Here is a 14,831-nt window from a genome sequence, read left to right as displayed (position 1 = left end):
CGGTGATGAGCGGTCTGGTTCGACGATCCTTCCTGTCCATCGCCTTCGCCGGGCTCCTGGCCCCGGCCGCCTTGGCGCGGACGCCCCTTTTGGCGAAGGCCGAGTGGGCCGCCATCGGCCAGTACGGCGACAAGGCCGCGCCCTTCACCGTCTTCGAGAAGGATGGGGCGCTGCATATTGACGGCGAGAGCTTCAAGTCCGCGCGGCTGACGCCTTTGGGCGGTGGTCGCTACGCCATCGCGGGTGGCGGCGAGCTCGTGCTGGAGAGGGGCGCGGCGCGCCTGGACGGCAGGACCCTGGCCTTCCACGACTTCGGGGCCGAGACGCGCGAGCGGATCCACAGGGCCGTGCGCGCCGATCCGGTCGCCCTGCGCCGGCGCGCCCTGGCCGCGACGCCGCCGGTCGAGCCGGGCGAGCGCTTGCCGTCCGATCTAGTCGACATGACCGCCATCGATCCTGGTATCAAGCTCGACATCCGCTATGCCGGATCGGACAACTTCATGGGCATCCCGCTCTACGAGAAGCCCGCCGCCTACCTGCAGCGACCGGCCGCGGAAGCCGTGGGGCGAATCCACAAGGCGCTGGCGGCCCAGGGCTATGGCCTGCTGATCCACGACGCCTACCGTCCCTGGTACGTGACCTGGATGTTCTGGGAGGCGACGCCGCCGGAGGACCATGTGTTCGTCGCCGATCCGGCGCAGGGTTCGCGCCACAATCGCGGCTGCGCGGTCGACCTGACCCTCTACGACCTTAAGACCGGCAAGGCTGTCGAAATGCCCGGCCTCTACGACGAGTTCTCGACGCGATCCTATGCCGACTTCGTGGGCGGTACGACGGCGCAGCGAGCCCGGCGCGCGATCCTGCGTCAGGCGATGGAGGCCGAGGGCTTCGCCGTCTACCCCGAGGAGTGGTGGCACTTCGACTTCAAAGACTATGGCCGCTACCCGATCGGGACGAAGACCTTCACGGAGCTGGCGGCGGGCGCCTAAGCCTCCCAGGCGAATTCGACGACGGCCCAGCCGTATGAGCGGATCCGCCAGCGGTCGTCCTCGCGGACCTGTACGAAGGTCCAGCCGCCCAGCTCCTTGAACGGCGCGCCGTCGCGCACGCCGCTCCAGCGCGTGGGCAGGGTGAAGTGGATGAGGTCGCCCGTGACTCCGAAAATCCTGAGGCCGCCCGAACGTGTGACGCAGGTCGCCGATAGCGCCGACATGCTTGGCCATCGTGGCGCGCCAGAGGGCCAGGCCCGCCTGGCCGTGGAAGATGTGCGGCGGGAAGTTCTCCAGAATGGTGACGTCGCCGGTGGAGAAGACGCCGTTGAGCAGAGCTTCGTCGCCGGTTTCGAGGAAACGGGCCAGGGCTTCGGGCGCGGCCATCATGGCGGGGTCGAGAGCGGGCATCGAGTTTCCTCTGCGTGTCGTCCGACAAGCGCGTAGCGCCATCGGCGACCCAGGGGCAAGCGGCGGTGTGAGGCCTGACTCTCCACTCCGCTATGGCCGGGATGACAGGATGCGTTTGATCGACAAGGCGTCGCGCGTCGCCGCGCCGAACTTGGTGTTGTCGAAGACGCACCAGGTTTCAGGCTCCTCGGCCAGCCGCGCCGCCAGACCGTCCAACGCGGCGGGCGCATAGGCGCTTTCGTAGATCACCGGCGAGCCATGCAGGCGGCGATAGGTCAGTCCGCGCCAGCCCCCGGGTTCCGCGGCCGTCGGAACGATCGCTGGATCCGCTGCGACGCGGGCGACCTGAAAGTCGGCCAACATCCGGTCCGCCGTCGCTTCAAACCAGGTCGCGTGACGGGGCTCCAGCACGGTCGGAGCATCGGTCTGTGCGCGCCAGGTCTCCAGGAACATGCCGGCCCGCTCGGCCTCGAACCTCAGGCTGGGCGGCAGCTGCGCCAGCAGCGGCCCGCGCTTGCCGCCCAGGCCATCGGTCTCGTCGAGGAACCGCGCCAGCAGATCCTCGATCCCGACCAGCCGCCGCTCGTGCGTGATGGTCTTCGGAACCTTCACCGCGAACCGGAAGTTCTCCGGCGTCGCAGCGGCCCAACGTTCGTAGGTCTTGCGCTGATGGGGCCGGTAGAACGCGCTGTTGATCTCCACGCAATCGAACCGCGCCGCGTAGCGCTCCAGCCCCGTTCCCTCGGCCGGGAAGTCGAGGTCGCGCGGAAAGCTCCAGCCGGCCGTGCCGATGCGGATGGTCATTCCGGATCAGCGCGCGAAGCGCCGCTCCGGTTCAGTCCCGCGGTCGCCAGGCCAGGACGTCGGCGCTATGGCCGACGCCAGCCTTGGCGCAGATCGACTTGATGGGGCACGCTCCGCACTTGGGGCCTTCGTGCGGGCACAGCATCTGGCCCAGACCCCGCTTCAGCAGCCAGTGCAGCTCAAAGAGGTCGTCCGCGGTCCATGTGTCCGGCGCCTGGGCCATCAGCGCGTGGTAGGCGTGGTTCGTGTCGCCCGCGCCGACCAGGCCGACGCGCTTGGCCACGCGGTGGACATGGGTGTCGACCACCAGGCTGCGCATGGCCAGCTCGCTGAAGTTCAGCACGCAGGCGGCGACCTTGACGCCGACGCCGGGCAGCACCTGCAGCTCCCAGCGGGCTTGATCGACCTCCAGGGTCTTCAGGTGGTTCAGCGACAGCCAGCCGACCTTGGCCTCGATCATCTTCAGGGCGGTGGTCAGGTGGCGGGCCTTGTCGGCGGGGAAGGCGACGTCGTCGATGATCCGCGCCACGGCCGCGACCGGCGCCTGGGCCAGGTCCTCCCAGCACCTGAACTCGGCCCGCAGGCGCAGGAAGGCCGCCCATGAGACGGCGTCCTGGGTGCGGCCGCTGATCGACGACTTCACCAACTGCGAGATCGGATCCATGCGCGCCACGGGTCGCTGCGGACCGAACTCGCAGAGCAGGGCGTCGCGCACGCTTTCCAGCGGCGACCGGGCCAGGCCTAGGGACAGCTGCATCGAACCTCGCCGAACGAGAACATAATGGGAACGTTATGCGCGCCGAGCGGCGTTGTCCACAGGCGTTTGTTTGGTCGGATCAGGGGCGGTAGCGGCCCCACAACGCCGTCACCCGACGGCGCAGACGCTGGAAGGCGACGCGCGCGGGCGTCGGCGCCGGGTCGAGCGCCGGACGTTCCTCCTCGGGCAAGGCGATGCCGACGAAGCGGGCGATCAACTCGCGCAACGCCGGTTCCTGGACGGCGAGGGCGGCCTCGACCGGGGTCATCCAGTCCAAGGTGCGCTGGCCCTTTTCCGGCCAACTCTGGAGCTCGGTAGTGACCTCCAGCGGATAGACGTCGACCTTCACCAGCCGCGCCGCGCCGCTCTTCAGCTTCTTGAGGTACTCGTACTCGCCGATCGGCTGTTCGGCGATCACGCCCACCACGCCGGCCTCCTCATAGGCTTCCTGGGCGGCGGCGGCGGCGTCGGCCTTGTCCTTCATCGGCCAGCCCTTGGGGATCACCCAGCGGCGGGTCTCGCGCGACGAGACCAGCAGGACGCGCAGGGCCTCGCCCTCGCCCCGCCAGGGCAGGGCCGCGACCTGGCGGCGCTTGCCGCCACCGCCGCCTGGCTTGCCTGTTCCCGCCTTGCCGCTCGACCTCGCCACGTCACCCCAATCCCAAGTCCGCGAACCGCGTGGTCCGCCGGACCCGCAGAATAATGGCTGCTGTCGCCCGAGTCGTCGCGTTGAACCTCGGTGCGACAACTCGCTCGCGCGCCGGGCGCGGAGCCGCTCCGGCGAATATCATCTGTAAACGGATCGATTCCCCGGGGGCGAGGGAAAACCACGGGCGTGGACGGGTGTCAAATTCGTTCGGTATTTTGGCGGTGCGGGCTCGCGTGCGGAGCCTGCCTCAGGCAGGATCGCGCCCGTTCAATCCGGATCGGAGCCGCGTCATGGCCTTCACGCTGACCGTCAATGGAGAAACCCGGACAGCCGATGTCGATGGCGACACCCCACTGCTGTGGGTGCTGCGCGACACGCTGGGTCTGGTTGGAGCCAAGTTCGGCTGCGGCGCGGCGCTGTGCGGCGCCTGTACGGTGCACCTGAATGGCGCGCCGGTCCGCGCCTGCGTGACGCCGGTCAGCCGGGTCGGGGCGCGCGCGGTCACCACCGTCGAGGGCGTCGGCAAGACCCCGGTCGGGGCCAAGGTCCAGGAGGCCTGGAAAGCGATCGACGTTCCGCAGTGCGGCTACTGCCAGGCCGGACAGATCATGTCGGCCACGGCCCTGCTGACCGCCAAGCCCAAGCCGACCGACGCCGAGATCGAGGCCGCGATGAACGGCAACCTCTGCCGCTGCGCGACCTATCTGCGGGTCAAGAAGGCGATCAAGGCCGCGTCCGGCCAGGTGGAGGTCTGATCATGGACGGCGAACTCCTGCGCGATCCGACACGCCGCTTCGTCCTGAAAAGCGGCGCGGCCGCCGGCGGCGGCCTGCTGCTGAGCTTCACCGTGGCCGCCGAGGGGAATGCGGCCGAAGCCAAGCGGATCAACGCCTATGTCCGCATCGCCCTGGACGGCAAGGTGACGATCGCTTCGAAGGTCCCGGAGGTCGGGCAGGGCATCAAGACGGCCCTGCCGATGCTGATCGCCGAAGAGCTTGACGTGGAGTGGTCGGCCGTGACCGTCGAGCAGGCCCTGGCCGACGCCAAGGTCTACGGCCGGCAGGTGGCCGGCGGCAGCATGGCCACGACCCTGGAATATGACGGCCTGCGCCGCGTCGGCGCGACCGTGCGGGCGCTGCTGATCCAAGCCGCCGCCACGCGCTGGAACGTTCCGGTCGATAGCTGCAAGACCGAGCCGGGCTTCGTCGTCTCGGGCAAGAACCGCGCGTCCTATGGCGAACTGGCGGAAGCCGCCGCCGCCCTCACGCCGCCCGATCCCAAGACCCTCGTCCTGAAGGATCCGAAGGCTTTCCGGATCATCGGCCAGAGCCACAAGAGCCAGAACCTCGAACGCTATCACCACGGGCCAGCCGCTGTACGGCGTCGATATCGTCGTGCCGGGCATGCTGTTCGCCACCTTCGTCAAGGCGCCGGTCTATGGGGCCAAGGTGGCCAGCGTCGATCTGGCGCCCGCCAAGGCGGTGAAGGGCGTGCGCGACGCCTTCATCATCGAGGGCGGGACCAACCTCAATGGCCTGCTGCCCGGCGTGGCGGTGGTGGCCGACAGCTGGTGGGCGGCGCGCAAGGGCCGCAACGCCCTGGAGATCCAGTGGGCCGAGCACCCGACCTCTGCCCAGTCCAGCGCCGGCTTCGCCGCCAAGGCCGCCGAGCTAGCCAAGGCTCCGCCGCAGCGCACGGACCGCTCGGACGGGGATGTCGACACAGCCTTGAAGAGCGCGGCCAAGGTCGTGGCGGCGACCTATAGCTATCCCTTCATCGCCCACGCGCCGCTGGAGCCGCAGAACTGCACGGCCAGCGTCAAGGACGGCAAGGTCGAGATCTGGGCTCCGACCCAGAACCCCGAGCCGGGCCGCAAGCTGGTCGCGGCCGCCCTGAACGTGCCGGAAGAGGCGATCACCATCCACCTGGTGCGCGGCGGCGGCGGTTTCGGCCGGCGGCTGAACAACGACTACATGGTCGAGGCCGCGGCGATCGCCGCCAAGGCCGGCGCGCCGGTCAAGCTGATCTGGACGCGCGAGGACGACACGCGCCACGACTTCTACCGTCCGGGCGCCTGGCACAACCTCACCGCCGGCCTCGACGCCTCGGGCAAGGTCACGGCCTGGAAGGACCACTTCGTCAGCTTCGGCGAGGGCGACAAGTTCGCGCCCAGCTGCGGCTTCAACGCCACCCAGTTCCCGTGCCGGGCGGTCGACAACTACCGCGTCGACGTCTCGGTCATGCCGCTGGGCGTGCCGACCGGGCCGCTGCGGGCGCCGGGCAACAACGCCTTCGGCTTCGTGCTGCAGAGCTTCACCGACGAACTGGCCGTCGCGGCGGGCAAGGACCCGGTCGCGTTCCGCCGCGAACTGCTGGGCGAGCCGCGCCTGCTGGGCGAGCCGGGCAAGGGCGACAGCTTCCACACCGGCCGGATGCGCGGCGTGCTGGATCTCGTGGCCGAGAAGTCCGGCTGGGGGCGCAAGCTGTCCAGGGGCTCGGGCCTGGGCGTCGCCTGCCACTACAGCCACCTGGGCTATGTGGCGGTGGTCATACAGGTGACGGTCAAGGACGGCGCGCTGAAGATCGACAAGGTCTGGGCGGCCGCCGACGTCGGCCGTCAGATCGTCAATCCGAATGGGGCCGAGCAGCAGATGCAGGGCTCGATCCTCGACGCCATTGGCTCCACCCTGCGCCAGGAGATCACCTTCGAGAACGGCGCGGCCAAGCAGGGCAATTTCAACACCTTCCCGCTGCTGCGGATGGCAGACGCGCCGGACGTCGAGGTGCACTTCAAGCTGTCGGACAACAATCCGACGGGCCTGGGCGAGCCGGCCTATCCGCCGACCCCGGCGGCGCTGTGCAACGCCATCTTCGCCGCCACGGGCAAGCGCATCCGCAGCTTGCCGATCGGCGACCAACTGGCCTAGGACCGGGAGATACTCTTCAAGCGAGCGCCTTCATGTCCCAGGTCACCGTCGTCAGCCACCCGCTCGTCCAGCACAAGCTGACCAAGATGCGGGACAAGCGGACCTCGACGAAGACCTTCCGGGCCCTGATGCGCGAGGTCGCGACCCTGATCTGCTATGAGATCACCCGCGACCTGCCGATGGACGCGGTTCAGATCGAGACCCCGGTCGCCCCGACCACGGCCTATGAGATCGCCGGCAAGAAGCTGGTCTTCGCGCCCATCCTGCGCGCGGGCCTGGGAATGTGCGAGGGGATGCTGGACCTCGTGCCCTCGGCGCGCGTGGCCCATATCGGCCTCTATCGCGATCACGAAACGCTCGAGGCGGTCGAGTACTATTTCAAGGCGCCGGAAGACATCGCCGGCCGCCTGGTCATCGTCGTCGACCCGATGCTGGCCACGGGCCATTCGGCCATCGCGGCGATCTCGCGACTGAAGGCCGCCGGCGTCGCCAATCTGCGCTTTGTGTGCCTGCTGGCCGCCCAGCCGGGCGTCGAGGCGCTGCGGGCCGCGCACCCCGACGTGCCGATCTGGACGGCGGCGATCGACGCGACCCTGAACGAGCACGGCTACATCGTGCCGGGCCTGGGTGACGCCGGCGACCGGACGTTTGGCACGCGGTAGTCCCGCTCCTACTTCTTGGCGTCCTTGACGGCGTCCTTCAGCTCGCCCTGCTTCAGGTTGCCGGCGACCTTGTCCTTCTTGCCTTCGTTCTTCAGGTCATTGTCGCCGACGACCTTGCCGACGCCGGACTCGACCTTGCCGATCGTCTCCTGCTTGCGGCCGGCTTCCTTATCGCAGGCGCTCAAGGTCGTCAGCGCGATCATCGAGGCCAGGGCGAAGGCGAGGGGACGTTGCAGGGTCATGGGTAAAGCTCCGTGTTGTCCGCAAGGAACGCAAACGGAGCCCTAGCGATCCGGGCCTAGTTCGGCAGCGCCTTGACGAAGGCCTTCACCACGGTCGCGGAATTGTCCGAGGCCAGGGCCATGAAGGTGTGCATCTCGTTGGCGCCCGCGCCGCCGCCGGCTAGGTCCGACAGGCTGCGGAAAGCGATGAACGGGGTCGCGTTGACCAGGGCCACGTGGGCGACGGCGGCGCTTTCCATGTCCACGACGCGGGCCTCGAAGGTGGAGCGCAGATATTTGCGGTAACCGGCGTTGTCGAGGAACACCGGGGCTGACACGCCATTTCCGCCGACCACCACCTTGGGCGGATGGACCAGGCACTTGTCGACGGCGCAGCGCTGCAGGGCGACATCGGCGGCGACCTGGCGGGCGGTGGCCAGCAGGGCCGGATCGGTCGGGAACCAGACGCGGGCCGGCGCCGACAGGTCGGTCCCCGGCAGGATGATCGCGCGGGGATAGATCATGCCGTAGTTGGCCAGCGGGCTGTTGCGGATGCTGTCCGAGACTTCGAAACCCTTGTCCGTTTCGCGGGCGAAGGCGCTTTCCAGGTTCTGAGCCCACTGGTCGGCGACCACCACGTCGCCGATGTCCAGACCCTCGTCGACACCGCCGGCGATGCCGGAGAAGACGATGCGGGTGATGTTGAAGCGGTCCAGCGCCATCTGGGTGGTCATGGCCGCGTTGACCATCGACACGCCGCTGAGGAACACCACGACGGGCTTGCCCTCGAGCCGGCCGGTCGTGAACCGGACGCCGTGGATGTCGAAGGTCTTCTGTTCGCTGGTCGCGGCGTTAAGCGCTCCGATCTCGGGCGGGAAGGCCGAGATCACCGCCACGCGCGGGGTCTCGTCCAATCTCTGCGCCAAGGCGGGCGAGACGACGAGGAATAGGCAGGCCAGGACGAGGGCGGGTAAGCGCATGGCGACTCCGAGGCGGAACAGCTTCTGCTTAGCGTCCCAGCCTCCGGGCCCCAAGGGCGGAAGCCTATTCGGCGGTCATCATTTGAATTGTGATCGTGAAACGGGAAGTCTTTAAGAAATGTCCGAAACCGCGTAGGCCGTTGGCTCGATGTCCAGACGCGTTCCTCTGATCTATGTCGCCGACGACGACGAGGCGACGCTCGAGCTGGTCGAGGCCTATCTGGCCCGCGACGGGCTGGAGGTCGTGGGTTTTCCGGCCGCCGACCGGCTGATGGCGGCGGTCCCGGCGCGCCGGCCCGACGCCATCCTGCTGGACGTGCGCATCCCCGGCCAGAGCGGCCTCGACGCCTTGAAGGCGCTGAAGGAGTCCGAAAACGCCGACATCCCGGTGCTGATGCTGACCGGAGATGGCCGCCTGGACCGCATCGTCCAGGCCATGCAGCTGGGCGCCAAGGGCTATGTGATGAAGCCGTTCGACGGTCCCAAGCTGGTCGCCGAAGTGCTGGCGATGCTGGAGTCCGCCTAGAGCCTGTCCGTTTCTGATGGAATCATCAGAAACGGACAGGCTCTATCTCAAGCATCTGGAGCGTGGCGGGCGCCGAAACCGCTCACACTTTCGGCTGCCACGCTCTGAGGTCAGCCGATCAGGCTCTTCAGCCACGCCACGACCTCGCCGCACCACGCCAGGAAGTTCTCGAACACGCTGACGGGCTTGGGCGGAGGCGGGGGCTTGATGTCGACCGGTACGAACCAGCTTGGCGCGGCCGGCGGGGCGCAGTTCATCCGCATGCCGACGCCCTTCAGATAGCCGCGTCGCACGCCGCCGGACTGGATGGCCTTGGCGATGGCCTTGTCGTGCTTGGCCGCGCCCGTCAGGCGGCGGATCCAGCCGCGAAACGGCAGCAGGTCGTGGGTCGTGTCGCGCACCCCGGCCACGCCCGCGCCATAGGCGGCGTCGGCGACCTTCTTGCCGCGCGAACGGTCGTCGGGCGGCGGGGCCTCATCGAGGTCGGGGCCCAGGGCCGCGTCCAGCCGGCCGATCTCGGCGGCGATCGGCTCGCAGCGGGTCAGGCCGGTCAGGTCGTAGGGATCGGTCACCGCCCGGGCCAAAACCGCCGGGATCGGCTTCCGCTTGAGGTTCAGGTCTTCCAGCGGCGCGGTGGCGGCGTCGCGGAAGGTGTCGTGCTGCTGCAGCGTTCCCGGATCGCCCTGCGCGAAGGCCGGGCCGGCCAGGACGAGCAGCGCGAGTAAAGGGGCCGCTCGCATCACGGCCGCCGCACGACCTGGCCGCCCTTCATGACGAAGATGACGTCCTGTGTCGCCTCGATCGTCCGGGTCGGATCGCCCTTCACCGCCACGACGTCGGCGAGGTAGCCGGGCTTCAGCTGGCCGAGGTCGCCCGCGCGGCCCAGCACCTTGGCGTCGACCGCCGTGGCGGCCAGCAGGGCCTGGGTGGGGCTCATGCCTTCCTTGACCAGCCAGACGAGCTCGCGGGCGTTGTCGCCGTGCCGGAAGACGCCGACGTCGCTGCCCATGCCGATGGTGACGCCGTTCTTCACCGCCAGCTTGAAGGCGCGTTCGGCATTGACCATGGCCGCCGTCGGCGGAGTCTTGCCGGCGACATAGCCGCCGAAATAGGTCGAGGTGCTCTCGACCGCCGTCAGGGTCGGGAAGAACACCACACCCTTTTCGGCCATCAGCTTGAAGGTGGCGTCGCTGCCGCCATAGCCGTGCTCGATGGTGTCGACGCCCGCCACGATCGCGCGGCGCATGCCTTCGTCGCTGGAGGCGTGGGCCGAGACCGGCCGACCGCTGGAATGGGCCGCGTCGACCAGGGCCTTCAGCTCCTCGATCGAGAAGGTCGGCTGCGTGGAGCCATCGGGTCCGACGCGGTAGTCGGCGTAGACCTTGATCCAGTCCGCGCCGGCGCCGGCCTGCTCGCGGACGGCCTTGACCACTTCGGCCACGCCGCTGGCTTCCTGCGCGCCCTGGGGCAGGTCGGCTTCGGGATTGTAGTTCTTGCGGGCCGGGCCGTACGAGCCGGTGGCCACGATCGCCTTGGTCGCCACGAACAGGCGCGGACCCGGGATCAGGCCGTCGTTGATCGCCTTGCGCAGCGGAACGTCAGCCGCGCCGACGCCCTCGGTCCCAAGGTCGCGCAGCGTCGTGAACCCGGCCTCAAGCGTCGCCTTGGCCTGCACCGCCGCCCGCAGCGTGCGGTAGGTCGGCGTCTCCTTCAGCACCTGATCGTCCCACAGGGTCTCGTTATAGGGGTGCAGGAAGAGGTGACTGTGCAGGTCCATCAGGCCCGGGATCACGGTTGTGTCGGGCAGGTCGACGATCTCCGCGCCCGCGGCGTCGATCTGCGCGGCGGGGCCGACGGCGGCGATCTTGCCGTCCTTGACCAGCACGGCCCAGCCCTCGCGCGGCGGGCCGGCGTTCTCGGCCGTCCAGACCCTGGCGGGCCTGAGCAGCACGGGCTGGGCGGCGAGCGCGAGGCCGGGCGCCAGGATCAGGGCAAGGGCGGTGAGCAGACGGCGCATGGGACGACTCGTGTTTGACGTCATGCAGCTAAGCCGAAATCGCCCCAACCACCAAAGTGATCAGACGCCAAAGCGCAGATGGATCAGCGGGTAGGGGCGGCCCTGGCCATCGGTCGCCGACCAGCCGATCCGTTCGAAGCCCATGTGTTCGTAGAAGCCGACGGCCTGGCCGTTCTGCTCGTTGACGTCGGTGGTCAGGACCGGGTGAACCGCCAGGGCATAGTCGATCAACATGGCGCCGACGCCGGCCCCGCGATGCTGGGGATCGATGAACAGGGCCTCCATGTGGCCGTCGACGATCAGCATGAAGCCCAGCGGTCGGTCGCGGTCGTCGACGGCCAGCATCAGCGGCGCGGTCGGCAGGAAGCGCTCGACGTCGCCACCGATAGCGGCTCGGTCCTCCGGCGTCAGAAAGTCATGGGTGGCGTCGACGGCGGCGGCCCAGATCTCGACGACGCGGGCGCCGTCTTCCGGGCGCGAGGGGCGGAGCTTGATCATGGCGGTGACCTAACCCACCGCCGCTTTCCGCGCCAGTCGATCGGCCTGCCCCGGCCTATTTCGCGGCGCCCCTGATAAACTCGGCCATGGCCCCCCATATGAAGGTCAGTCGCCGTCGGGAGCGAACCGCGTCGCGGTCAACGCTCGGGCTTGGCGGCGCTTGAGATTCTCCAAATGGACTGGCTTTTCCAGCTTTCGGCCGCCTGCGTCATCGCCGCGGCGATGATGCTTCCTGTTTTCCGCCTTTTCACCGTGGCGCCCAGCCGCGCCCGCGCGCCCTACCGCCCGTCCAAGGCGACGCCGCGATGAAAACCTATACGGGAACCCTGCCTTCGCCGCTGCGCGGATTGAACGATCCCCGCTCGACTGGCGGCCCGCCGCCCCTGAAGCGCGTGGATACGGTCGCCCAACGAGGCACCAAGACGTCCTGATCCAGGGCGGAGCCAAATGACGAAAGGGCCGGCGCTCTCACGCCGGCCCTTTTGCTTTGGGCCCGGCGCGCCGGCTCAGATCTCCTGATTGTACTTGCCGACGCGGTCGCCCAGCCGGGGCTTCACTTCCTCGCGGAAGAGGGCGCGCATGTCGTCCTCGGACCGGGCGCTCTCGACCACGACCACGACCTCCGGCTTGTTCGACGAGGCGCGGACCAGCACCCATGAGCCGTCTTCCAGGTGCACGCGCACGCCGTTGACCGTGATCACCTCGGTGATCTTGCGGCCCAGGATCGAACCGCCGGCGGCGAACAGGTCCTCGTATTCCTTCACCACGTCGGCGACGACGCCGTACTTTACCTCGTCGCCGCAGTGCGGGCTCATGGTCAGCGAGGTGAAGGCCACCGGCAGGGCCTTGCGCATGTCCGACAGCTTCAGGCCCGGATTGCGGTCCAGCATGGCCAGGATGGCCGCCGCCGCCGTCAGGCCGCAGTCGTAGCCGTAGCCCAGCTCGCCGTTCATGAAGAAGTGGCCGCTCTTCTCGAAGCCGGCCAGGGCCCCCAGCTCGGCGCTCTTGCGCTTGATGTAGCTGTGGCCGGTCTTCCAGTAGATGACCTTGCAGCCGTGGGCGGCCAGGATCGGGTCGGTGGCGTAGAGGCCCGTCGACTTGACGTCGACCACGAAGGTCGCGCCTGGATGCAGCGGGGCCAGGTCGCGGGCCAGCATGAGGCCGATCTTGTCGGCGAAGATTTCCTCGCCCTCGTCGTCGACCACGCCGCAGCGGTCGCCGTCGCCGTCGAAGCCGAACGCCAGGTCCGCCTTCTCCTCGCGCACGGCGTGGGCCATCGCGTGCAGCATCTCGGCGTCTTCGGGGTTGGGATTGTACTTGGGGAAGGTGAAGTCGAGGTCGGTGTCCATCGGCACGACCTCGGCCACGCCCATCTTCTGCAGGGCCTCGACCACGAAGGCGCCGGCCGTGCCGTTGCCGCAGGCGGCGATCACCTTCAGGGGGCGGGTGATGCTGGCGCGCTTGGCGACGTCGTCGATATAGCGCTGAGCCTCGCCCTGAACACGGATCAGCTTGCCGCCGTCGCGCTCGACGAACTTGGCGTTCAGCACGATGTCCTTCAGGCGGCTCATTTCGTCGGGGCCGAAGGTCAGCGGCTTCTGGGCGCCCATCTTCACGCCGGTCCAGCCGTTCTCGTTGTGGCTGGCCGTGACCATGGCCACGCAGGGGATGTCGAGGTCGAACTGGGCGAAATAGGCGGTGGGCGAGAGGGCCAGACCGATGTCGTGGACCTCGCAGCCGGCGCTGATCAAGCCCAGGATCAGGGCGTTCTTGATCGAGGTCGAATAGGAGCGGAAGTCGTGGCCGACCACGATCTTCGACTGGCCCAGCTCGTGGATGTATGTCCCCAGGCCCAGGCCCAGCGCCTGGACGCCCAGCAGGTTGATCTCGGGCCCGAACAGCCAGCGCGCGTCGTACTCGCGAAAGCCTGTCGCCTTGACCAGCGGCTCGTTCTCGTAGGCGGCGGTATTCGGGACGAGGTCGGAGCGCGGCGCGGAGAACATCGAAAGCTCGTTTCAGTTAAGGTGATGTGGCTGTAGCCGCCCGGACGCCGGGCGACTAGCGCGTTCACATGACAAAGTTCGATAAAGTCGAATGTGACCTAGATCACGCCGGCTCGGAGCAGGTCGTGAACATGCAGCACGCCGACGGGGCGTCCAGCGTCGACAACGAACAGCACGGTGATCCGGCGCTCGTTCATGACCTTCAGCGCCTCGGCGGCCAGGGCGCCGGAGGCGATGGTCAGAGGATCCCGAGTCATGACCTGGCCGGCCGTGTGCTGAAGCAGCCCGTCCATGTGCCGGCGCAGGTCGCCGTCGGTGATCAGGCCGGTCAACAGGCCCGCGCCGTCGACGACGCCGACCGCGCCGAAGCGCTTCTCGCTCATCACCAGCAGGGCGTCGGGCATGGCCGCGTCGACGCTCACCAAGGGGAGCTCGTCCTGCCCATGCATCAGGTCGGCCACGGTGCGCAGCATCGCGCCCAGCTTGCCGCCCGGGTGGAAGACGCGGAAGTCGCTGGCCGTGAAGCCGCGCCGTTCCAGCAGGGCCACGGCCAGGGCGTCGCCCAGGGCGATCTGCAGGGTCGTCGACGTGGTCGGCGCATTGACCTCGGCCGTCGCCTCCGGCGAGTCAGGCAGCAGCAGCAGGATGTCGGCCGCCTGGCCCAGCGGGCTGTCGGCCACGGCGGTCATGGCCACCAGCGGGATCGAGAAACGCTTGGCGTAGGCCAGGGTGTCGGAAAGCTCGCGCCCCGCGCCGGACTTCGACAGGGCCAGGATCACGTCGTCGGGACCGATCATGCCGAGGTCGCCGTGGCTGGCCTCGGCCGGATGAACGAACATGGCCGAGGTGCCGGTCGAGGCCAGGGTGGCGGCGATCTTGCGCGCGACGTGACCGGACTTGCCCATGCCGGTGCAGACGACCCGGCCCTTGGCGTCGAACACGGCCTCGACCGCGCGGACGAAGGTGTCGCCCAGCGACTCGGCCAGGGTGTTGAGCGCGTCGGCCTCCGTGCTCAGCACGCGACGGCCGACCGCGACGGCGTCGAAAGCGCTCATTGCTGGGCCGGGGCGGGGGCTTGGGGCGGAGCGGGCGGCAGCGCCTCGGACGGCATCTGGCCCACGGCCTCGACGGCCTTCTTGGCCGCCTGGTCGCGACGCATCGCGGCGTCCTTTTCCTTCTGGATCCGGGCCTTCATCTCCGGCGTCTGCTGTACGGGCGTGTGGCCGAACGGACCCCAGGAACGGTCGCCCTGGCCTTGGGGCCAGACGAGGGAGAGGGCGATCAGCGCGGCGGCGACCAGTCCCATCAGCGGCATGAAAATGCGATCAGGCATGGCCCGCCTATAGCATGCGGCGCGGCGCGGGGGAGGGGGAAGAGCGGGGACGCG

Annotated in this window: 17 protein-coding genes and 1 pseudogene; 6 read left to right on the top strand and 12 right to left on the bottom strand. The window is 68.7% G+C overall.

Annotated features, from left to right (window positions below; genetic code table 11):
• Positions 1 to 5: 5 nt before the first annotated feature.
• A complete protein-coding gene (locus ACHMW8_RS26255) occupies positions 6 to 989 on the top strand; it encodes a M15 family metallopeptidase (protein WP_395444263.1) in 984 nt (327 codons plus the stop codon).
• Here ACHMW8_RS26255 and ACHMW8_RS26250 read toward each other — a convergent pair.
• The 4 genes from ACHMW8_RS26250 to ACHMW8_RS26235 form a co-directional block, all read right to left on the bottom strand.
• Positions 986 to 1,213, bottom strand: a complete 228-nt coding sequence (locus ACHMW8_RS26250; RefSeq protein WP_395444262.1) for a hypothetical protein — start codon at positions 1,211 to 1,213, stop codon at positions 986 to 988. The genes ACHMW8_RS26255 and ACHMW8_RS26250 overlap by 4 nt on opposite strands.
• A 277-nt stretch (positions 1,214 to 1,490) precedes the next feature.
• Entirely contained in the window at positions 1,491 to 2,204 is a 714-nt protein-coding gene (locus ACHMW8_RS26245) for a DUF72 domain-containing protein (protein WP_395444261.1), read from the bottom strand.
• Positions 2,205 to 2,235: 31 nt separating this feature from the next.
• Positions 2,236 to 2,961 (bottom strand): endonuclease III domain-containing protein, encoded by a 726-nt coding sequence (gene nth, locus ACHMW8_RS26240; protein WP_395444260.1) that lies wholly within the window; start codon positions 2,959 to 2,961, stop codon positions 2,236 to 2,238.
• A gap of 79 nt (positions 2,962 to 3,040) precedes the next feature.
• The gene (locus ACHMW8_RS26235) at positions 3,041 to 3,610 is read right to left on the bottom strand and encodes an NUDIX hydrolase (protein ID WP_395444259.1); all 570 of its coding nucleotides are present in this window, start codon (positions 3,608 to 3,610) and stop codon (positions 3,041 to 3,043) included.
• A gap of 290 nt (positions 3,611 to 3,900) precedes the next feature.
• Here ACHMW8_RS26235 and ACHMW8_RS26230 point away from each other — a divergent pair, with 290 nt between their 5' ends.
• From ACHMW8_RS26230 to upp, 3 genes and pseudogenes are all read left to right on the top strand, one after another.
• The gene (locus ACHMW8_RS26230; RefSeq protein ID WP_395444258.1) at positions 3,901 to 4,365 is read left to right on the top strand and encodes a (2Fe-2S)-binding protein; all 465 of its coding nucleotides are present in this window, start codon (positions 3,901 to 3,903) and stop codon (positions 4,363 to 4,365) included.
• Between the two features lie 2 nt (positions 4,366 to 4,367).
• Positions 4,368 to 6,537 (top strand): annotated as a pseudogene (locus ACHMW8_RS26225) (molybdopterin cofactor-binding domain-containing protein).
• 32 nt (positions 6,538 to 6,569) lie between these two features.
• The gene (gene upp, locus ACHMW8_RS26220; protein WP_125158692.1) at positions 6,570 to 7,199 is read left to right on the top strand and encodes a uracil phosphoribosyltransferase; all 630 of its coding nucleotides are present in this window, start codon (positions 6,570 to 6,572) and stop codon (positions 7,197 to 7,199) included.
• An 8-nt stretch (positions 7,200 to 7,207) separates the two neighbouring features.
• Here upp and ACHMW8_RS26215 read toward each other — a convergent pair whose 3' ends face one another.
• Together ACHMW8_RS26215 and ACHMW8_RS26210 are read right to left on the bottom strand one after the other, a co-directional pair.
• Positions 7,208 to 7,441 carry a CsbD family protein gene (locus tag ACHMW8_RS26215; protein ID WP_395444257.1) on the bottom strand — a complete coding sequence of 78 codons (234 nt, stop codon included), beginning with the start codon at positions 7,439 to 7,441 and terminating at the stop codon, positions 7,208 to 7,210.
• A 56-nt stretch (positions 7,442 to 7,497) separates the two neighbouring features.
• On the bottom strand, positions 7,498 to 8,400 hold the full coding sequence (locus ACHMW8_RS26210; protein ID WP_395444256.1) for a 5'-methylthioadenosine/S-adenosylhomocysteine nucleosidase: 903 nt from the start codon (positions 8,398 to 8,400) through the stop codon (positions 7,498 to 7,500).
• 148 nt (positions 8,401 to 8,548) lie between these two features.
• Here ACHMW8_RS26210 and ACHMW8_RS26205 point away from each other — a divergent pair, with 148 nt between their 5' ends.
• Positions 8,549 to 8,926, top strand: coding sequence for a response regulator (locus tag ACHMW8_RS26205; RefSeq protein ID WP_125158690.1), 378 nt, complete (start codon positions 8,549 to 8,551; stop codon positions 8,924 to 8,926).
• A gap of 110 nt (positions 8,927 to 9,036) precedes the next feature.
• Here ACHMW8_RS26205 and ACHMW8_RS26200 read toward each other — a convergent pair whose 3' ends face one another.
• The 3 genes from ACHMW8_RS26200 to ACHMW8_RS26190 are packed head-to-tail and all read right to left on the bottom strand — an operon-like array spanning position 9,037 to position 11,441.
• Positions 9,037 to 9,666 (bottom strand): hypothetical protein, encoded by a 630-nt coding sequence (locus ACHMW8_RS26200; protein WP_395444255.1) that lies wholly within the window; start codon positions 9,664 to 9,666, stop codon positions 9,037 to 9,039.
• Positions 9,666 to 10,943: an amidohydrolase family protein gene (locus ACHMW8_RS26195; RefSeq protein ID WP_395444254.1), complete on the bottom strand. Its 1,278-nt coding sequence runs from the start codon at positions 10,941 to 10,943 to the stop codon at positions 9,666 to 9,668. The genes ACHMW8_RS26200 and ACHMW8_RS26195 overlap by 1 nt, the downstream gene beginning before the upstream one ends.
• Positions 10,944 to 11,003: 60 nt before the next feature.
• A complete protein-coding gene (locus tag ACHMW8_RS26190; protein ID WP_395444253.1) occupies positions 11,004 to 11,441 on the bottom strand; it encodes an acetyltransferase in 438 nt (145 codons plus the stop codon).
• A gap of 174 nt (positions 11,442 to 11,615) precedes the next feature.
• Between ACHMW8_RS26190 and ACHMW8_RS26185 the strand changes: the two genes are divergently transcribed.
• Positions 11,616 to 11,750 (top strand): hypothetical protein, encoded by a 135-nt coding sequence (locus ACHMW8_RS26185; RefSeq protein ID WP_255414603.1) that lies wholly within the window; start codon positions 11,616 to 11,618, stop codon positions 11,748 to 11,750.
• Between the two features lie 197 nt (positions 11,751 to 11,947).
• Here ACHMW8_RS26185 and ACHMW8_RS26180 read toward each other — a convergent pair whose 3' ends face one another.
• From ACHMW8_RS26180 to ACHMW8_RS26170, 3 genes are all read right to left on the bottom strand, one after another.
• Entirely contained in the window at positions 11,948 to 13,444 is a 1,497-nt protein-coding gene (locus tag ACHMW8_RS26180) for a phosphomannomutase/phosphoglucomutase (RefSeq protein WP_395444252.1), read from the bottom strand.
• A gap of 98 nt (positions 13,445 to 13,542) precedes the next feature.
• On the bottom strand, positions 13,543 to 14,499 hold the full coding sequence (locus ACHMW8_RS26175) for an SIS domain-containing protein (RefSeq protein ID WP_125158686.1): 957 nt from the start codon (positions 14,497 to 14,499) through the stop codon (positions 13,543 to 13,545).
• The gene (locus ACHMW8_RS26170; RefSeq protein ID WP_395446060.1) at positions 14,496 to 14,759 is read right to left on the bottom strand and encodes a hypothetical protein; all 264 of its coding nucleotides are present in this window, start codon (positions 14,757 to 14,759) and stop codon (positions 14,496 to 14,498) included. The genes ACHMW8_RS26175 and ACHMW8_RS26170 overlap by 4 nt, the downstream gene beginning before the upstream one ends.
• Positions 14,760 to 14,831: the final 72 nt, after the last annotated feature.

It is taken from the genome of Caulobacter sp. UC70_42, from assembly GCF_044056025.1.
Classification (GTDB): Bacteria; Pseudomonadota; Alphaproteobacteria; order Caulobacterales; family Caulobacteraceae; genus Caulobacter.
The sequence above is the reverse complement of the archived record's forward strand: the minus strand, read 5'-3'. Positions and strand labels throughout refer to the sequence as shown.